Genomic DNA, 16,614 nt, shown 5'->3' with positions numbered 1-16,614 from the left:
GCTGGCCGCACCGCGCCGCGCCGCTAGGCTGGCCGCGAAGAGAGGAAGCTCCCATGCCCCGCCTGCGCATCCTGGCCGTCGTCGCCGCCCTCGCCCTCAGCGCCTGCGGCAAGGGCGCCGCCGATCCCTTCGTCGGCTTCGGCCCTGACCCGAAATTGCCGGCGCCGGACCACAACCTGGTGCCGACGCTGAACGCGGCCAAGGCGGTTGGCTGGCCCAAGGGCGCCGGGCCAAGGGCGCCGGAGGGCTTCGTCGTCACCCGCTTCGCCGGTCCGCTGATCCACCCGCGCTGGCTCTACGTCCTGCCCAACGGCGACGTGCTGGTGGCCGAATCCAGCACCGAGCCGGTCGACCCGAAAACCATCACCGATCGGGTGGCCAACAGCCTGCAGCGCCGCGGCGGATCGCTGATGCAGAGCCCCAACCGCATCCTTCTGCTGCGCGACGCCGACGGCGACGGCGTGGCCGAGACCCAGTCGGTCTATGCGACGAACCTCAAGCGCCCCTCGGGCATGGCCCTGGTGGGCGACAAGCTGTTCGTGGCCGAGGACGACGCCCTCGTTCGGCTCACCTGGACGCCCGGCCTGACGCAGGCGCCCGCCCCGCCGGTCAAGGTGGCCGACCTGCCGGGCGGGCCGATCAACCATCACTGGGTCAAGAACGTCATCGCCTCGCCCGACGGGACCAAGCTCTACGTCGCCGTGGGTTCGAACTCGAACATCGCCGAGAACGGCATGGAGAACGAGACCGAGCGCGCCGACGTGCTGGAGATGAATCTCGACGGTTCGGGCCGGCGCGTCTTCGCCTCGGGCCTGCGCAATCCCAACGGCCTGGCCTGGCAGCCCGTCACCGGCGTGCTCTGGGCCGCCGTCAACGAGCGCGACATGCTGGGCGACGATCTCGTCCCCGACTACATGACCGGCCTGAAGGACGGCGCCTTCTACGGCTGGCCCTACAGTTACTTCGGCCAGCACGTGGACGATCGGGTGAAGCCGCAGCGGCCCGACCTCGTGGCCAAGGCGATCAAGCCCGACTATGCGCTGGGCCCGCACACCGCCTCGCTCGGCCTGGCCTTCTACACGGCGAACGCCTTCCCGGCGCGCTACCATGGCGGCGCGTTCGTCGCCCAGCACGGCTCGTGGAACCGCGAGCCGCTGAACGGCTACCGCGTGGTCTTCATCCCCTTCGCGAACGGCGAGCCCTCCGGCCAGCCGCAGGTGTTCCTCTCCGGCTTCCTCAACGCGAAGGACGAGGCCCAGGGCCGTCCCGTGGACGTGGCGGTGGATTCCCGCGGCGGCCTCTTGGTCACCGACGACGCGGGCAAGATGGTGTGGCGCGTGGCGCCGGCGGGGTCCTAGACCCGCCCCGTCACCGGCACGAGCGCGCCGGTGACCGCGCCGGCCTTTTCCGAGGCCAGGAACAGCATCACCGCGGCCAGGTCGGCCGGCTTCACCCACGCCGCGAAATCCGCGTCGGGCATGTCGGCGCGGTTGGCGGGGGTGTCGATGATCGAGGGCAGGACGGCGTTCACGGTCACGCCGTCGGCCTTCAGCTCCTCCGCCAGGGCCTCGGTCAGCTTGTGCACTCCGGCCTTGGCGGCGGCGTAGGCGCCCATGCCCGTGGCGGCCTTCACCGCCCCGTCGGCGCCCACGTTGACGATGCGGCCGGCGGCGCTGCGGCGCAGGTGCGGGATCGCCGCGCGGCTGGCGTTGGCCGTGCTCTCCACGTTCATGCCGAAGAGCCTGCGCCAGCTGTCCGGCGAGCCGCCTTCCAGCGTCTCCCAGCGGAAGCCGCCGGCGATGTTCAGCAGGACGTCGATCCCGCCGAACCGCTCGGCCACGGCGTCGACGGCGGCCTGGGTCGCCGCCGGATCGGTCAGGTCCACGCCGCCTTGCGCGAAGGCGTCAGGCCCGCAAGCCTCAATGAGGCCCGCCGGCGGCGTGGCCGCGAAATCGATGAGGGCCACGCGAGCCCCCTCTTCCGCCGCCGCCCAGGCGACAGCGGAGCCGAGCGCGCCGAAAGCGCCAGTGACGACGACGACGCGCCCGCTCATGACGCCTTAGAGACGCTCGACGATGGTCACGTTGGCCAGGCCGCCGCCTTCGCACATGGTCTGCAGGCCCCACTTGCCGCCGCGCGCTTCGAGCACGCCCAGCAGGGTGGACATCAGCTTGGTCCCGGAAGCGCCGAGCGGGTGGCCGAGCGCGATGGCGCCGCCGTGAGCGTTGATCTTGTCGCGATCGACGCCCAGCGTCTTCATGAAGGCCACCGGGACCGAGCCGAAGGCTTCGTTGACCTCGAAGGCGTCGATGTCGTCAACGCTCATGCCGGCGCGCTTCAGGGCCAGTTGGGTGGCCGGGATCGGCGCTTCGAGCATGATCACCGGGTCGTGGCCCAGCAGGGTGAGGTGATGGATGCGGGCGATCGGCTCCACGCCCAGCGCCTTCAGGCCCTTCTCGTTGCAGATCATCACGCCGGAGGCGCCGTCGCAGATCTGGCTGGAGGTCGCGGCGGTCAGGCGCCCGCCCTCGCGCAGCAGCTTCACGCCCTTGATGGCGTCCAGGTTGGCGTCGAAGCGGATGCCTTCGTCGACCGTGTGCATCGACTTGGCGCCGTCCGCGTCAGCGATCTCGACGCCGACGATCTCGTTCTTGAAGGCGCCGGCCTGGGTCGCGGCGATGGCGCGCTGGTGGCTCTGGTAGCCGTACTCGTCGATCTCGTCCTTCGTCAGGCCGTACTTCTCGGCCACCATCTCGGCGCCCATGAACTGGCTGAACTGGATGTTCGGATAGCGCTCCTTCATCCGCGGGCTCATCGAGGTGCCCATGCCTTCCTTGGCCGGCAGGATGGCCGGCAGGCCCATCGGCACGCGGGTCATGCTCTCGACGCCGGCGGCGATCACCACGTCCTGGGTGCCGCTCATCACGGCCTGGGCGGCGAAGTGCATGGCCTGCTGCGAGGAGCCGCACTGGCGGTCGACGCTGGTGCCCGGCACGCTTTCCGGCAGCCTGGAGGCCAGCACCGCGTTGCGCGCGACGTTGGTGGACTGCTCGCCGGCCTGGCCGACGCAGCCCATGATGACGTCCTCGATCAGAGCCGGATCGGCGCCGGTCCGGTCCATCAGGTTGTTCAGGACCTGGGCGGCCAGATCGACCGGATGCCAGTCCTTCAGCTTGCCGCCCTTGCGACCGCCGGCCGTCCGCGTGGCCGCAACGATATAGGCTTCGCCCATTGCTCCGCTCCCTTGCGAAAGTGCGCCTCACGCGCGTTGCGCACAGCATGTATGCAGGCGCCGCAGGGTAAGCCAACGCCGATCACAAATCGTGATCCGACAGCGGTTTGCGCCCGCCCGCTCTAGACCGGCAACAGCTCGCCGGGCCGCGTCGCGTCCAGCCGGAAGGTGGCCGGCAGCACGCGGGGGTCGGGCTTGTGCAGGTTCAGCGCCTTGGCCCCCCGCGCCAGGGCGAACTTGCCAAGGGTGATCGGGCTCACGCCCGGCTGGATGTGCGGCTTGGCGCCCAGCCGGCGGCGCAAGACGCCGTTGGCGTAGATCACATTGGCCCGCATCAGCGCCTCGGGCGTCATGAACTCCACCGAGAGCGACACGTTCAGCATCGGCCCGTTGGTGATCCGGTGCGGGGCGTTCTGGCGCCACGTCACCATGCGTCCGGGCGTCAGCTCGTGGGCCTCGGCCTTAGCGTCCCAGGCCGGGTCGAAGGCGAACTGCTCGGCGGTCTCGCGCAGGACGATCTTCTCCAGCGCCTCGTCGCTGACGAACGGTTCGGCCACCGGATAGACCAGCACCTGCTTGACCCCGCGGATCTGCCACAGGGACACCAGCGCCACGTCCAGGTGGTAGAACACCTGGGCGTCCGCCGAGGAGATCAGGAGCCCAAGGTCGCGCTTGAAGGTCTTCAGCCCCGGCGCGTGGGCGGCCTTGTCGGCGAAGATCTCGTCGCACAGCTCGGCGTAGGCCGGGATGTAGGCGTTGGCTTCGCGCAGGTTCAGCCAGATGCGCCCGGTCATCGCCGCCTGGAACAACTGCTCGCCGGTCAGGTCGCCGGCCACGCCCTTGCGCCAGGTCTCCCAGGCGACCGGGTCCTGGCCCATGGTGAACACGCCCAGCCGTTCGCGCGGATAGCGGTCCAGGGCCTCGATCAGGCCGGCGTCGGAGAACATCGGCCGTTCGTGCAGGCCGTGGGTGAAGGTCAGGTTCTCGTGGGTGAAGGCCCTGCCCTTCTCCGGCGTCCAGTCGGTGATCACGCTCATGGCTGTCTCCTAGACCGTGCGCCGGCCGTAGAACTCGATCTTGAAGGGCCCCCACCAGAGCGTCTTGCCCAGGCCCCGGGCGGCCCGGTCCAGGGTGAAGGCGAAGTCCGGGGCGCGGACCATCCACTTGAACGCCGCCAGCGCGCCGAACACGCCGGCCTGCACCAGGCCCTGGGCCATCCATCCGGCCACGCCCAGCCGGTCCGGCGGGTCGGCGGCCGCGCAGTGGGACGACGGGCCCTGGCCGTAGGCGAAGGCGCGCGGGATCGCGTACTTCAGGGTCAGCCGCGCGGGCACGGGATCTTCCCACACCCAGGCCTCGGGCGCCCAGGCGAAGCGCTTGCCGGCGGCCTTCATCTGGCCGAACAACAGGTCGTCCTCGCCGCCGATGTGGTTGCGGATCGCCGAGAACGGCCGCTGCGGGTCCGGCAGGGCCGAGCGGCGCAGGAAGCTGTCGCCGCAGCCGTAGTAGTGGTCGATGACGCCCGGCTCGGCCGGCCCCTCCCGCGAGAAGAAGCGCTCCAGATAGGCCCGGTGGCGCACCTGGCCCTCCGGCGCGCGCCCGCGCACCGGGCCGAACACCACGTCGGCGGCGTATCGGGCCTGGGCGTCGATCAGCGCCGAGAGCCAGCCGGCCGGCGCCTCCTCGTCGTCGTCCAGGAAGGCGATGAACTCGCCGCCCGCGCGCGCCATGGCCGCGTTGCGCGCATTGGCGACGCCGGGCTCGGGCTCATGCACGTAGATCACCGGGAACGGCGCGCCGGCGCCGAGCGCCTCGACAGCCGGCTGGGCCGAGGGGACCGCGTCGTTGTCCACGACCACCAGCTCCAGCCCGGCCGGGTCGACGCCCTCCTGGGCCAGCGCCGAGCGCAGCGCCGTCGCCAGGCCGTCCAGCCGCCGCTGGGTGGGGATGATGATGCTGATGCGCGGCGCCATGCGGTCACACGAGCTCCGACTCGCCCGGCGCGCGGCGCGCCCTGGCGGCGATGGCCAGGGCCAGGCCTCGCGCCCGGCCGGCCAGGGAGAGCTCCGTCGTGGCGATGATGTCGAGCCGGCGGCGCAGGCTGGCGGCCGCCCCGTCGCGGTTGGCGCCGGCCATCGCCCAGGCGGCCTCGGCCATCCGCGCCCCGCGCCCGGCGGCCGTGTCGGCGGTGGCCACGCCATCGGCCGTCGCCCGCGAGGACAGGGCGTAGGGCCGCTTGTAGTGCTCGTGGCCGCCGGCCAGGTCGTAGACCTTCAACCCCGCTCCCGGCATGGCGGCGATGGCCTTCAGGAAGAAGAGCTGGCCCGGCGACCAGGCGCCCATGTCCGGGTCGGTCGAGGCGATCCAGGGATGGAAGACTTGGCCCAGGCGCACGCCGAACTGCCCGGCCATCAGCCGCCCGCCCGCGTAGAGGCCGATCATCAGGCCTTTGAACTCGCCCTCGCGCCGGGCGAACAGGTCGTCGAGCAGGCCGCGCGTCCACTCCGCGCCCAGGAAGTCGTGCAGGCCCGTGCGCTGCAGTTGCGCGCGCTTCCAGGCGATCAGCTTTTCGAAGCTCTCCTGCGAGACGTCCGGCGCGGCGACGACCAGTTCGCCGACCTCCCGCTCCAGCTTGCTCATCAGCCGCCGGTAGTTCTTGAAGCGCTTGGGACTTTGGGCGCGCAGGGCTTCCAGATAGTCCTCGGCCGTCCCCTCCAGGGCGATGACGAAGCCCTGCGAGCGGCCGGTCACGCCCGAGGCGAAGATGTCGAAGGGATCGACCAGTCCGGTGAAGCGATAGGCCGCCAGCCCCGCGGCCGCCAGGGCCTGGCCGGCGTCGAGGGGCCCCTCGCTGACCAGGCCGTGGTAGTCCGACAGCGGCGCGCCGATGGGCCGGGCCAGGCCGCCGGGCCGCAGATGGTGGGCCAGGAAGCCGATCGCGCGTCCGTCGCGCCGCCAGACGGCCACCCGCGCGTCGGCCCGGGCGCGTCCCACCGCCAGGGCGAAGTCCGGGCCCATCAGGGGCGAGTCGAAGGCGGGCTGGGCGGCGCACATGGCCCGCCAGGCGACGACATCCTCGGCCGGGAGGTCGGCGGGGTGATGGCTTTCTGCGATCATCATCGCGCCAAGCTTAACGCCCGCAGGTTATGGAATTATAGATCGCCGAACGTTTCTTCGCTGATTTCGGGAGCTTAGGGCCGCCCCTTCAGCCGAAGGCCGACCCCACGATCCGCTCGAGCCAGGCCTGGTCCACCGCGTCGAAGGCCGCCGGCCTTTCGGAGTCCACGTCAAGCACGGCGATCAGCGCGCCCTCGGCGTCCTTCACCGGCACCACGATCTCGCTGGCCGAGCGGCTGTCGCAGGCGATATGGCCGGGAAAGGCGTGCACGTCGGCCACCAGTTGGGTGCGTCCCGTCTGCGCCGCCGTCCCGCAGACCCCGCGCCCGAAGGCGATCCTGAGACAGCCCAGGCTGCCCTGGTAGGGGCCCACCACCAGTTCGTCCGGCTTCTGCGGATCGACCACGTAGAAGCCGGTCCAGAAGTAGTGTTCGAAGCTGTTCGCCAGCATGGAGGCCACCGTGGCCATGCGCGCCACGCGGTTCGGCTCGCCGTCCAGCACGGCGGCGATCTCCTCGGCCACGGCGGCGTAGCGCTCGGCCTTGGCGGCCGGCAGCTCCAGGTCGTTGAAGGCTTCAGCCATGTCCCGCCCCGGCGCTCACGCCGCCTCCACGAAGCCCTTCCAGGTGGCCATGTAGTTCACGAAGGCCGGCCCCAGGCCCTCCTGAGCCAGGTATTCGCGCGTCACCGGGATGGAGACCGCCTGGAAATCCGGGTCGGCCGCGACGCGCTTGGGGAAGTCGTGGTGCAGGATCGCGCCCCGGCCGATCAGCACATAGTCCACCCCCGCCTCCAGGCAGGCCGCGGCGGCCCGCGCGCCCATGATCTTGCCGGCGACGCCCAGGCGCACGCCGTGGCGCGGCAGGTCGGCGAACCAGCTCGTCAGGTCGCGCCCCTTGAACGCCTCCTCCTCCGGCTCCTTGCGCACGTCCCACAGCGACATGTCCAGGAAGTCGATCGCCTGCTCGGCCATCAGTTCGCCGGCGAGTTGGCGGATCTCGCCGATCTGCACGCCGAAGCGCTCCGGCGACAGGCGCAGGCCGATCTGGAAGTCCGGCCGGCAGCGCGCGCGGATTCCGGCCAGGATTTCGCGGACGATCCGGGCGCGGTTGTCCAGCGAGCCGCCCCACTTGTCCGTTCGCCGGTTGATGGTCGGGCTGAGGAACTGGCAGAGCACGTAGCCGTGCGCGCCGTGCACCTCGACGCCGTCGAAGCCGGCCTTGTCCGCCCGCTGGGCGGCGAGGATGAAGTCCTCGACCAGCGCGTCCACCTCGTCCCCGGTCAGGGCCCGCGCGCCGGTCTCGGCGTCGTCGGACGGGCAGACCGGGTCGGTCCCGATCAGGTCCTTGGGCGAGCGCATTCCGGCGTGGTGAAGCTGGACCGCCGCCAGGCTGCCCTCGGCCTTGATCGCCGTGGCCAGCCGCGTCAGCCCCTCCAGGTGGGCGTCTGACCAGACGCCGAGCTGGCCCGGAAAGCCCTGGCCGGTGCGCTGGACGTGCGCCGCGCAGGTCATGGTCAGGCCGAAGCCGCCCTTGGCCCTCAGCGTCAGCCACTTGAACTCGTCGTCCGACAGCACGCCGTCGGGATGGCTCTGCAGGTTGGTCAGGGGCGCCAGCATCATCCGGTTCTTCATGGCCGGACCGTGGGCGAAGCTGAGCGGATCAAACAGGCTTGGGGCGGGCGATGCGGCCATGAAGACGTCCTCGGCGGCGGTTGCTGCGCGCTGCGGTCCAGCGCAGGCGCACCATGCCGCGAGCGCGCCGGCCGCACACGAAAGTTTTTCTGAAAAGACCCCGACATCGGCCGCGCGAGTTCCTCGCTATGCACGCGCCGCTCTGTCTCAACTACAAGTTTTTGCTCGCTAAACTGGGGCGTAGCCGCCCCGCGCGCACCCTGCCCGGGCGGAGCGCCCGCCGGCGCGCGGCGCGCACGGCCCGATCAAGCGCGACCATGGTTAAATACTACGTCGCTGATTTGAAAGACTATTGTCCGTCGAAACCTTCGCCGTTCAGCAGGCGACTCACCGTTCGCCTCAAACCGCACACGGTCTTTCAAGACCAGGATTTGCGACGTTTCGCCACGCCCACGGGCAAAGCAGATTTACTCAACCTTAATGCGCTCCTTTCAATCGTAGATCGTCATGTGAACCAAGCGTTTTCTCTGTAGATCGAATTGCCCCATGGTATCGCGCGCATCCAGTCCGAATTCTTTTAGAATTGAATTCTCTGGCGACCTGACCATTCGGTCGATCACGGAGAATTACGAGCGCCTGCGCGAGGCCGTGAAGGCGCACGACGCAGTTGCGGCGGACATTTCCGACGACGCCGAGTGCGACCTGACGTTTGTTCAACTGTTCGAATCCGCCCGGCGCTCGGCCGCCGAGGGCGGAAAGACGTTCCGCCTGACCCGCCCGGCGGCGGGCCGGCTGCTCGAGACGCTGCAACGCGGCGGCTTCCTGAGCGACGCCGACGCGGATCGTCGCGACTTCTGGTCTTCGCAATCGGGGGATTGAAGATGGCGTCAATTCTGACGGTGGACGACTCCGCAAGCATTCGCCAGGCGATCAAGATCGCCCTGACGGCCGACGGGCATCAGGTCACCGAGGCCGCCGACGGCGCCGAGGGGATCGCCAAGGCCGACTCCCAGCCGTTCTCCCTGATCATCACCGACCTGAACATGCCGGTGATGGACGGGCTGACGATGATCCGCCAGTTGCGCGCCAAGCCGGCGCACACGGGCGTGCCGATCATCTTCCTGACCACCGAAAGCGACTCCGACGCCAAGGCCCAGGCCAAGGCGGCCGGCGCCACGGGCTGGCTGACCAAGCCGTTCGATCCCGACCAACTGGTGCGCATCGTCAAGAAGGTGCTGGCGTCATGAGCCACGACGATCCCGCGGCGATCTTCCGCCAGGAAGCCCAGGACCTGCTCGAACAGATCGAGCTCGGCCTGCTCGACCTGGCGGGGCGCCCGGGCGACCGCGATCTGGTCGACGCCGTCTTCCGCGGCCTGCACACCCTGAAGGGCTCCGGGGCCATGTTCGGCTTCGACGCCCTGGCCGCCTTCACCCATCACTGCGAAACCGCCTTCGACAAGGTGCGCAAGGGCGAGGTCGCCGCGACGCCGGAGCTGGTCTCCGCCGTGCTGGCCGCCCAGGACCACATGCGCGCCCTGGCTGAGCAGCGCGAGACCGCGGACGGTCAGGACGAGGCGTTGCTCGCCGCCCTGCACCGGGCCGTCGACGCGGCGGCGGGCGGCTCGGCGCCGGCCGCCGAGGCCGACGGCGTCGCCGTCTGGAAGATCCGCTTCAAGCCCGCGGCCGACTCCCTGGCCAACGGCACGCGCCCCCTGCCCCTGCTCGACGAGCTGCGCGAGCTGGGCGAATGCAAGGTGCGCGCGCTCACCGGCGAGGTGCCCGCGCTCGAGGCGCTGGTCCCCACCGAATGCCACCTCGGCTGGGAGGTGCTGCTCAAGACCGACCAGCCCAAAAGCGCCATCGAGGACGTCTTCATCTTCGTCGACGACGGCGATCTGACCATCGAGCCCGTCGCCGCCGAGGCTGAGACGCAAGCCGAGGCCGAGCCCGGAGAAGCGTCCTCCGCGCCGGCCGCCCAGCAGGCCCAGGCCGAGCCGGCCGCGGCCGAGACCAAGGCCGCCGGCCGCGGCGGCGAGACCATCCGCGTGCCGGCCGAACGGCTCGACGAGCTGATGGACCGAGTCGGCGAGCTGGTGATCGCCCAGTCGCGCCTCAAGCAGGTCTCCTCGGCCAGCGACGAGCCGGAGCTGCGCGCCGTCTCCGAGGAGATCGAGCGCCTGGCCGCCGAGTTGCGCGACACCATGATGGTGGTGCGCATGGTGCCGATCGCCCAGTTGTTCGGCCGCTTCCGCCGCCTGGTGCACGACCTGGCCCGCGACACCGGCAAGGCCATCGAATTCGCCACCGACGACAAGGGCGCCGAGCTGGACAAGACCGTGATCGAGCGCCTCGCCGATCCGATGGTCCACCTGATCCGCAACGCCGCCGACCATGGCCTGGAGACGCCGGAAGCGCGGCTTGCGGCCGGCAAGTCCGAAGCCGGCACGATCACCCTTTCGGCCCGCCAGTCGGGCGCGGAGATGATCATCACCATCGCCGACGACGGGCGCGGCGTGGACCTGGCCCGCGTGCGCGCCAAGGCCGAGGACGCCGGCCTGATCGCCCCCGACGCGGCGCTGTCCGACCACGAGGTGATGCAGCTGATCTTCCAGCCCGGCTTCTCGACGGCGCAGACGATCACCAGCCTGTCCGGCCGCGGCGTCGGCATGGACGTGGTCAAGCGCACCATCGAGGGCCTGCGCGGCACGATCGAGATCACCAGCCAGCCCGGCCAGGGCTCGCAGATTTCCCTGCGGATTCCGCTCACTCTGGCGATCATCGACGGGCTCCTGGTGCGCGTCGGGACCGGGCGCTACGTGATCCCGCTGGCCGCCGTCGAGGAATGCGTCGAGCTGTCCGTCGAGCAGGACATGCGCTCGACCGGACGCAGCCTGATGACCCTGCGCGACAGGCTGATCCCGTTCCTCCGCCTGCGCGAGCTGTTCGACACGGGCACGCCGCCCGACCAGCACCAGAAGGTGGTGATCGTCTCCACCGGCGCCGAGCGCGTCGGCCTGACGGTCGACCAGATCCTTGGCGACCACCAGACGGTCATCAAGTCCCTGTCCGGCTTCCACACCGACGTGGCGACCTTCTCGGGCGCGACGATCCTGGGCGACGGCGGCGTCGCCCTGATCCTGGACGTGGCCCACCTGGTCGCCGCCGGCCAGCGGCAGGAGGCGCAACTGCGCGCGGCGGGCTGATGAGCAAGGGCGAAACGAGCATGGACCAGGCGCACGGAGGCGAGGCCTTGCAGGTGCTGACCTTCGACCTTCACGGCGAGACCTTCGCCCTCGAGGCCGGCGTGGTGCGCGAGGTGCTGGACCTGGCGCCGGAAACGGCGGTGCCGGGTGCGGCGCCCTTCGTCGCGGCCGTGATCAACTTCCGCGGACGGGTCATCCCGCTGGCGGACCTGCGCGTCGCCTTCGATCTGGAGCGCTCCGCGCCCACGGCCGACAGCCGCATCGTCGTGATCGAGCACGAGCTGGACGGCGAGCCGACGCTCGTCGGCCTGCGCGCCGACAAGGTGCACGAGGTCACCACGATCGACCCGGCCGAGACCGAGGAGGCGCCGCGCGTCGGCCTGCGCTGGCGCACCGACTTCATCCGGGGCCTGGCCCGGCGCCGCGGCGACGTGATCGTCGTGCCGGACCTGCACCAGATCTTCGAAACACGCGGCGGCGCACGTGGCGCTGTCGTGCACTTGAACCAGTCATGATCGGCCAAGGGGGGACGACATGCGTTTCACGATTAAACTCAAGCTCTACATCGCGTTCGCGGCGGTAATCGCGCTGCTGATCGCGGCGGCCGCCTTCGGCGTCGTCAGCCTCGGCGCGTCCAACCGCGAGACCGACGCCCTGGTGAAGGGGCCGGTGACGCGCCTGCAGGCCGCCGAGCAGCTCAACATCCACCTGCTCAACGTGGTCCGCACCGAAAAGAACATCGTGCTGGTCGACGAGCGCTCCGCGGAAAAGGAGTACGAGGCCCGCATCGCCCGTGAGCGCGCGGCGTTCGACGCCCTCCTGAGCAAGACCGAGACGATCGTCGCGCCCCAGGACAAGCCCAAGTGGGACGCCCTGGGCTCGGCCTGGGCGCGCCTGATGGACGTCCACGGGCGGGTCTACGAACTGGACCAGGCCGGCCGCAACCAGGAGGCCGCCGCCCTGTCCATGGGACAAGGCCGTGAAGCGGTCGAACAGGCCACCGCCGCCGTGCAGGCCCTGGTGGCGATGGAGCAAGGCCAGCTCGACGCCGCCGGCGAAAAGGCCGACGCGGACTACGCCCGCACCCGCGGGCTGCTGATCGGCCTGGCGGTGCTTTCGCTGGTGCTCGCCGCCGGCGCGGCGACCTGGATCGCGCTGACCGTCAGCCGCGGCCTGGCCAAGATCGCCGCCATGGCCCAGGCCGTGTCGATCGGCGACCTGGAAAGCAAGGTCACGACCACCGCCAACGACGAGATCAAGGACGTCATCGACACCGTCGAGGTGATGACGGCCAACCTGCGCGTCACTGCCAAGCTGGCCGACTCGATCGCCGACGGCGACTTGATGGTTCAGCCCAAGCCCTTGTCCGACAAGGATATGTTGGGACACGCCCTGGCCCGCATGGTCGATCGCCTTCGCGGCGTTGTGGCCGACGCGATCGCCGCCTCGGAGAACGTCTCGTCCGGCAGCCAGGAGCTGTCGGCCGCCGCCGAGCAGGTCAGCCAGGGCGCCACCGAGCAGGCCTCCTCGGCCGAGGAAGCCTCCGCCTCGATGGAGGAGATGGCCTCCAACATCAAGCAGAACGCCGACAACGCCGCCCAGACCGAGAAGATCGCCCGACAGTCCGCCAAGAGCGCCGAGACCAGCGGCGAGGCCGTCAGCCGCGCCGTCAACGCCATGGAGACCATCGCCGAGAAGATCACCATCGTGCAGGAGATCGCCCGGCAGACCGACCTTCTGGCCCTGAACGCCGCCGTCGAGGCGGCCCGCGCCGGCGAGCACGGCAAGGGCTTCGCCGTCGTCGCCTCCGAGGTGCGCAAGCTGGCCGAACGCAGCCAGACCGCCGCCACCGAGATCGGCGCGGTCTCCACCGAGACCGTCAAGGCCGCCCAGTCCGCCGGCGAAATGCTCGCCGCCCTGGTGCCCGACATCCGCAAGACCGCCGAACTGGTCGCCGAGATCAGCGCCGCCTGCCGCGAGCAGGACATCGGCGCCTCGCAGATCAACGAGGCCATCCAGCAGCTCGACAAGGTCACCCAGCAGAACGCCTCGGCCTCCGAGGAGATGAGCGCCACTTCGGAAGAGCTCGCCGCCCAGGCCGAAGAGCTCCAGGCCTCCATCGCCTACTTCAAGACCGACAGCGCCGGCGCTCGGAAGGCTCCGGTGGTGCGCATGCCCGCCAAGGCCGCCGCGCCCAAGCCCGCCGCCACGGTCGCGGCCAAGCCGGCCGCGCCGGCGGCCCGGCCGAAGCGCAACGTGGTCGCCGCTCAGCAGGCCAGAGCCCAAGGCTTCGCCCTGGACCTGTCGCAAGGCGGCGCCGACGCCGAGGACGACGATTTCACCGACTACTGACGCTGACATTCATGGGGGAACAGGATGATGCGTTTCACGATCAAACTTCAGCTTGGCTTGGCCTTCGGCCTGCTCATCGTCCTGCTTCTGGCCGGCACATTGTTCGGCATCGACAGCTTGTCGCGCACCAATGGTGAAATGAACGCCCTGGTGAACGGCCCGGCCCTGCGCCTGGAGGCCGTTCAGCAGATGCACACCGCGCTCCTGGAAGTGGTCCAGGAGGAAAAGAACCTGGTGCTCTCCGACGACCCGCGCGAGACCCGCAAGCTGGAAGCGGCGATCGACACGGCCAAGGCCTCGTTCGACGAGGCCCTCTCCCGCGGCCAGGCGGTCGTCACCGATCAGGACCGGGGCCGCTGGAACGCCCTGGCCAAGATCTGGGAGCGCTATGCCACCGTCGACGAGCAGATCCGCAACCTCGACGATCAGGGCAAGACCCGTGAGGCCATGGCGCTGTCCATGGGCGAGAGCCGCGAGCTGGTGAACCAGACCGACGAGCACGTCCAGGCGCTGGTGGCTCTGTCCAAGACCGAGTTCGCCGAGGCCACCGCCCGCGCCGAGGCCGACTACAAGAACGTGCGGATGCTGATGATCAGCCTGACCGCCGTCTCGCTGCTGATCGGCGTCGGCGCCGCGGTCTGGATCGCCCTGCGCGTGAGCAAGGGCCTGGCCGGCGCGGTCTCGACGGTCCGCGCCGTGTCCGAGGGCGACCTGACGCGCACCGCGATCATCACCACCCGCGACGAGATCGGCGAGCTGCTGAGCCATGTGAACGTGATGGTCGATCGCCTTCGCGGCGTTGTGGCCGACGCGATCGCCGCCTCGGAGAACGTCTCGTCCGGCAGCCAGGAGCTGTCGGCGGCCGCCGAGCAGGTCAGCCAGGGCGCCACCGAGCAGGCCTCCTCGGCCGAGGAAGCCTCCGCCTCCATGGAGGAGATGGCCTCCAACATCAAGCAGAACGCCGACAACGCCGCCCAGACCGAGAAGATCGCCCGGCAGTCCGCCAAGAGCGCCGAGACCAGCGGCGAGGCCGTCAGCCGCGCCGTCAACGCCATGGAGACGATCGCCGAGAAGATCACCATCGTGCAGGAGATCGCCCGGCAGACCGACCTTCTGGCCCTCAACGCCGCCGTCGAAGCGGCCCGGGCCGGCGAGCACGGCAAGGGCTTCGCCGTCGTCGCCTCCGAGGTGCGCAAGCTGGCCGAACGCAGCCAGACCGCCGCCACCGAGATCGGCGCGGTCTCCACCGAGACCGTCAAGGCCGCCCAGTCCGCCGGCGAGATGCTCGCCGCCCTGGTGCCCGACATCCGCAAGACCGCCGAACTGGTCGCCGAGATCAGCGCCGCCTGCCGCGAACAGGACATCGGCGCCTCGCAGATCAACGAGGCCATCCAGCAGCTCGACAAGGTCACCCAGCAGAACGCCTCGGCCTCCGAGGAGATGAGCGCCACTTCGGAAGAGCTCGCCGCCCAGGCCGAGGAGCTCCAGGCCTCCATCGCCTACTTCAAGACCGACAGCGGCTCGCATGCGGCTCGCCGGCCCGTCATGGCCCACGCGCCGGCGGCCCAGCCCGCGCGCAAGCCGGTCGCGGCCAAGACGCCCGCCAAGGCGCCGGCCCGTCCTGCTGCGGCCTCCCACCCGGTCGCCGCCCAGCAGGCCCGCGCCAAGGGCTTCGCCCTGGACCTGTCGCAAGGCGGTCCGGACGACGACGACGCCGACTTCCGCGAGTACGCCTGATGGCCGCCAACGAAGCTCAGTTCGTCACCCTCGGCCTCGGCTCGGAGATCTTCGCGGTCCCGGTCGAGCTGGTCCGGGAAATCCTCGACTACGCCGCGCCCTTCTCCATTCCGGAGGGCCCGGCCTACTTCCTGGGCCTGACCGACGTGCGCGGCCGGGCGACGCCGACGATCGACCTGCGGCGCAAGCTCGGCCTGCCGCCGGTCGAGCCGACGCTGGCCACGCGCATCCTGGTGCTGGACATCCCGGTGGGCGGCAAGCTCCTGTCCCTGGGGCTGGTGGCCGACCGGGTGATCGAGGTGGTCGCCTTCGCCGAGGACGAGGTCGGCCCGCCCCCGGAGATCGGCGTGCCCTGGCGCTCGGAATACATCCGCGGCGTCGTGCGCCGGGACGACGGCTTCATCGTGCTGTTCGAGCTGGCGCGCCTGTTGACCAGCCAGGAAGCGGCGGCCCTCACGGCGGACGCCGCCGCATGAGCGCCCAGCCCCTGCTGGTCGACGACGAGGTCCCGCACGCGACGGGCCTTTCCACCTCGAACTTCAACCGCCTGGCCAAGCTGATCCACGGCTACAGCGGCATCAAGATGCCGCCGACCAAGCGCACCATGCTGGAGGGCCGCCTGCGCCGGCGCATGCGCGCGCTCGGCAAGGCCTCGCTGAACGACTACTGCCGCCACGTGTTCGACGACGGCGGGCTGGACGCCGAGCTGGTGCACCTGATCGACTCGGTCACCACCAACAAGACCGAGTTCTTCCGCGAGCCCGCCCACTTCATCTTCCTGACCCAGCGCGGCCTGCCCGAGCTGACGGAGCGCGGGCGGCGCAAGCTGAAGGTCTGGAGCGCGGCCTGCTCCACGGGGGCCGAGCCCTACACCCTGGCCATGGTGCTGGAGGAGCATCGCCGCGCCACCCGCGGCGGCGACTACTCGATCCTGTGCACGGACCTGTCCACCCAGGTGCTGTCCCTGGCGCTGGCGGGCGTCTTCCCCACCTCGATGATCGAGCCGGTCGATTTCGAGCTGCGCCGACGCTACCTGTTGCGCGGCAAGGGGCCCCGCAGCGACCAGGTGCGCATCATCCCGAGCCTGCGCGCCAAGCTGTCGTTCGCCCGGCTCAACCTGATGGACGAGGCCTATCCGGTCGACCGCGACATGGATATGGTCTTCTGCCGCAACATACTGATCTACTTCGACAAGCCTACGCAGGCGGCGGTGCTGCGGCGGCTGTGCGAACATCTCCGCCCGGGAGGCTACCTGTTCCTCGGCCACTCCGAATCCATCGTCGGCCTCGACCTGCCCGTCACCCAGATCGCCAACACCGTCTTCCAACGCCGCTAGAG

Annotated in this window: 16 protein-coding genes; 9 read left to right on the top strand and 7 right to left on the bottom strand. The window is 70.3% G+C overall.

The genetic code is table 11. The annotated features are described in order from the left end of the window. The first annotated feature begins 53 nt into the window (after positions 1-53). Positions 54-1,358: a sorbosone dehydrogenase family protein gene (locus ACE3TA_RS07570; RefSeq protein WP_374572149.1), complete on the top strand. Its 1,305-nt coding sequence runs from the start codon at positions 54-56 to the stop codon at positions 1,356-1,358. On the opposite strand, the gene ACE3TA_RS07565 is transcribed toward ACE3TA_RS07570, so the two are convergent. From ACE3TA_RS07565 to ACE3TA_RS07535, 7 genes are all read right to left on the bottom strand, one after another. After that, positions 1,355-2,053, bottom strand: coding sequence for an SDR family NAD(P)-dependent oxidoreductase (locus ACE3TA_RS07565; protein ID WP_374572147.1), 699 nt, complete (start codon positions 2,051-2,053; stop codon positions 1,355-1,357). The genes ACE3TA_RS07570 and ACE3TA_RS07565 overlap by 4 nt on opposite strands. A 6-nt stretch (positions 2,054-2,059) precedes the next feature. Beyond that, the gene (locus ACE3TA_RS07560) at positions 2,060-3,232 is read right to left on the bottom strand and encodes an acetyl-CoA C-acetyltransferase (protein ID WP_374572145.1); all 1,173 of its coding nucleotides are present in this window, start codon (positions 3,230-3,232) and stop codon (positions 2,060-2,062) included. 122 nt (positions 3,233-3,354) lie between these two features. Further along, positions 3,355-4,269, bottom strand: a complete 915-nt coding sequence (locus tag ACE3TA_RS07555; protein WP_374572143.1) for a hypothetical protein — start codon at positions 4,267-4,269, stop codon at positions 3,355-3,357. A 9-nt stretch (positions 4,270-4,278) separates the two neighbouring features. Next, positions 4,279-5,205: a glycosyltransferase family 2 protein gene (locus tag ACE3TA_RS07550; RefSeq protein WP_374572141.1), complete on the bottom strand. Its 927-nt coding sequence runs from the start codon at positions 5,203-5,205 to the stop codon at positions 4,279-4,281. A gap of 4 nt (positions 5,206-5,209) precedes the next feature. Beyond that, positions 5,210-6,349: a GNAT family N-acetyltransferase gene (locus tag ACE3TA_RS07545; RefSeq protein ID WP_374572139.1), complete on the bottom strand. Its 1,140-nt coding sequence runs from the start codon at positions 6,347-6,349 to the stop codon at positions 5,210-5,212. 88 nt (positions 6,350-6,437) lie between these two features. Beyond that, a complete protein-coding gene (locus ACE3TA_RS07540) occupies positions 6,438-6,932 on the bottom strand; it encodes a GAF domain-containing protein (RefSeq protein WP_374572137.1) in 495 nt (164 codons plus the stop codon). Between the two features lie 15 nt (positions 6,933-6,947). After that, positions 6,948-8,042 (bottom strand): NADH:flavin oxidoreductase, encoded by a 1,095-nt coding sequence (locus ACE3TA_RS07535; RefSeq protein ID WP_374572135.1) that lies wholly within the window; start codon positions 8,040-8,042, stop codon positions 6,948-6,950. Between the two features lie 486 nt (positions 8,043-8,528). On the opposite strand from ACE3TA_RS07535, the gene ACE3TA_RS07530 reads away from it, so the two are divergent. From ACE3TA_RS07530 to ACE3TA_RS07495, 8 genes are read left to right on the top strand one after another with little or no spacing between them, the layout of a single operon-like run. Further along, positions 8,529-8,861 carry an STAS domain-containing protein gene (locus ACE3TA_RS07530; RefSeq protein WP_374572133.1) on the top strand — a complete coding sequence of 111 codons (333 nt, stop codon included), beginning with the start codon at positions 8,529-8,531 and terminating at the stop codon, positions 8,859-8,861. A 2-nt stretch (positions 8,862-8,863) separates the two neighbouring features. Then, on the top strand, positions 8,864-9,229 hold the full coding sequence (locus tag ACE3TA_RS07525) for a response regulator (RefSeq protein WP_374572131.1): 366 nt from the start codon (positions 8,864-8,866) through the stop codon (positions 9,227-9,229). Next, the gene (locus tag ACE3TA_RS07520; protein ID WP_374572129.1) at positions 9,226-11,187 is read left to right on the top strand and encodes a chemotaxis protein CheA; all 1,962 of its coding nucleotides are present in this window, start codon (positions 9,226-9,228) and stop codon (positions 11,185-11,187) included. The genes ACE3TA_RS07525 and ACE3TA_RS07520 overlap by 4 nt, the downstream gene beginning before the upstream one ends. Beyond that, on the top strand, positions 11,187-11,702 hold the full coding sequence (locus ACE3TA_RS07515) for a chemotaxis protein CheW (protein WP_374572127.1): 516 nt from the start codon (positions 11,187-11,189) through the stop codon (positions 11,700-11,702). Before ACE3TA_RS07520 ends, ACE3TA_RS07515 begins: the two co-directional genes overlap by 1 nt. Positions 11,703-11,721: 19 nt before the next feature. Continuing rightward, the gene (locus ACE3TA_RS07510) at positions 11,722-13,539 is read left to right on the top strand and encodes a methyl-accepting chemotaxis protein (protein WP_374572125.1); all 1,818 of its coding nucleotides are present in this window, start codon (positions 11,722-11,724) and stop codon (positions 13,537-13,539) included. Positions 13,540-13,566: 27 nt separating this feature from the next. Next, positions 13,567-15,276: a methyl-accepting chemotaxis protein gene (locus ACE3TA_RS07505; protein WP_374572123.1), complete on the top strand. Its 1,710-nt coding sequence runs from the start codon at positions 13,567-13,569 to the stop codon at positions 15,274-15,276. Next, positions 15,276-15,752: a chemotaxis protein CheW gene (locus tag ACE3TA_RS07500; RefSeq protein WP_374572121.1), complete on the top strand. Its 477-nt coding sequence runs from the start codon at positions 15,276-15,278 to the stop codon at positions 15,750-15,752. The genes ACE3TA_RS07505 and ACE3TA_RS07500 overlap by 1 nt, the downstream gene beginning before the upstream one ends. After that, entirely contained in the window at positions 15,749-16,612 is an 864-nt protein-coding gene (locus ACE3TA_RS07495; RefSeq protein ID WP_374572119.1) for a protein-glutamate O-methyltransferase CheR, read from the top strand. The genes ACE3TA_RS07500 and ACE3TA_RS07495 overlap by 4 nt, the downstream gene beginning before the upstream one ends. Positions 16,613-16,614 lie beyond the last annotated feature (2 nt).

This window comes from Phenylobacterium sp., assembly GCF_041916435.1.
GTDB lineage: Bacteria > Pseudomonadota > Alphaproteobacteria > Caulobacterales > Caulobacteraceae > Phenylobacterium.
This window is presented reverse-complemented; position numbering and strand designations above follow the sequence as displayed.

Bases quoted from the DNA above. Each gene is read 5' to 3' on its own strand.
- ACE3TA_RS07570 (WP_374572149.1), top strand. From the start codon at position 54: ATGCCCCGCCTGCGCATCCTGGCCGTCGTCGCCGCCCTCGCCCTCAGC.
- ACE3TA_RS07565 (WP_374572147.1), bottom strand. From the start codon at position 2,053: ATGAGCGGGCGCGTCGTCGTCGTCACTGGCGCTTTCGGCGCGCTCGGC.
- ACE3TA_RS07560 (WP_374572145.1), bottom strand. From the start codon at position 3,232: ATGGGCGAAGCCTATATCGTTGCGGCCACGCGGACGGCCGGCGGTCGC.
- ACE3TA_RS07555 (WP_374572143.1), bottom strand. From the start codon at position 4,269: ATGAGCGTGATCACCGACTGGACGCCGGAGAAGGGCAGGGCCTTCACC.
- ACE3TA_RS07550 (WP_374572141.1), bottom strand. From the start codon at position 5,205: ATGGCGCCGCGCATCAGCATCATCATCCCCACCCAGCGGCGGCTGGAC.
- ACE3TA_RS07545 (WP_374572139.1), bottom strand. From the start codon at position 6,349: ATGATCGCAGAAAGCCATCACCCCGCCGACCTCCCGGCCGAGGATGTC.
- ACE3TA_RS07540 (WP_374572137.1), bottom strand. From the start codon at position 6,932: ATGGCTGAAGCCTTCAACGACCTGGAGCTGCCGGCCGCCAAGGCCGAG.
- ACE3TA_RS07535 (WP_374572135.1), bottom strand. From the start codon at position 8,042: ATGGCCGCATCGCCCGCCCCAAGCCTGTTTGATCCGCTCAGCTTCGCC.
- ACE3TA_RS07530 (WP_374572133.1), top strand. From the start codon at position 8,529: ATGGTATCGCGCGCATCCAGTCCGAATTCTTTTAGAATTGAATTCTCT.
- ACE3TA_RS07525 (WP_374572131.1), top strand. From the start codon at position 8,864: ATGGCGTCAATTCTGACGGTGGACGACTCCGCAAGCATTCGCCAGGCG.
- ACE3TA_RS07520 (WP_374572129.1), top strand. From the start codon at position 9,226: ATGAGCCACGACGATCCCGCGGCGATCTTCCGCCAGGAAGCCCAGGAC.
- ACE3TA_RS07515 (WP_374572127.1), top strand. From the start codon at position 11,187: ATGAGCAAGGGCGAAACGAGCATGGACCAGGCGCACGGAGGCGAGGCC.
- ACE3TA_RS07510 (WP_374572125.1), top strand. From the start codon at position 11,722: ATGCGTTTCACGATTAAACTCAAGCTCTACATCGCGTTCGCGGCGGTA.
- ACE3TA_RS07505 (WP_374572123.1), top strand. From the start codon at position 13,567: ATGCGTTTCACGATCAAACTTCAGCTTGGCTTGGCCTTCGGCCTGCTC.
- ACE3TA_RS07500 (WP_374572121.1), top strand. From the start codon at position 15,276: ATGGCCGCCAACGAAGCTCAGTTCGTCACCCTCGGCCTCGGCTCGGAG.
- ACE3TA_RS07495 (WP_374572119.1), top strand. From the start codon at position 15,749: ATGAGCGCCCAGCCCCTGCTGGTCGACGACGAGGTCCCGCACGCGACG.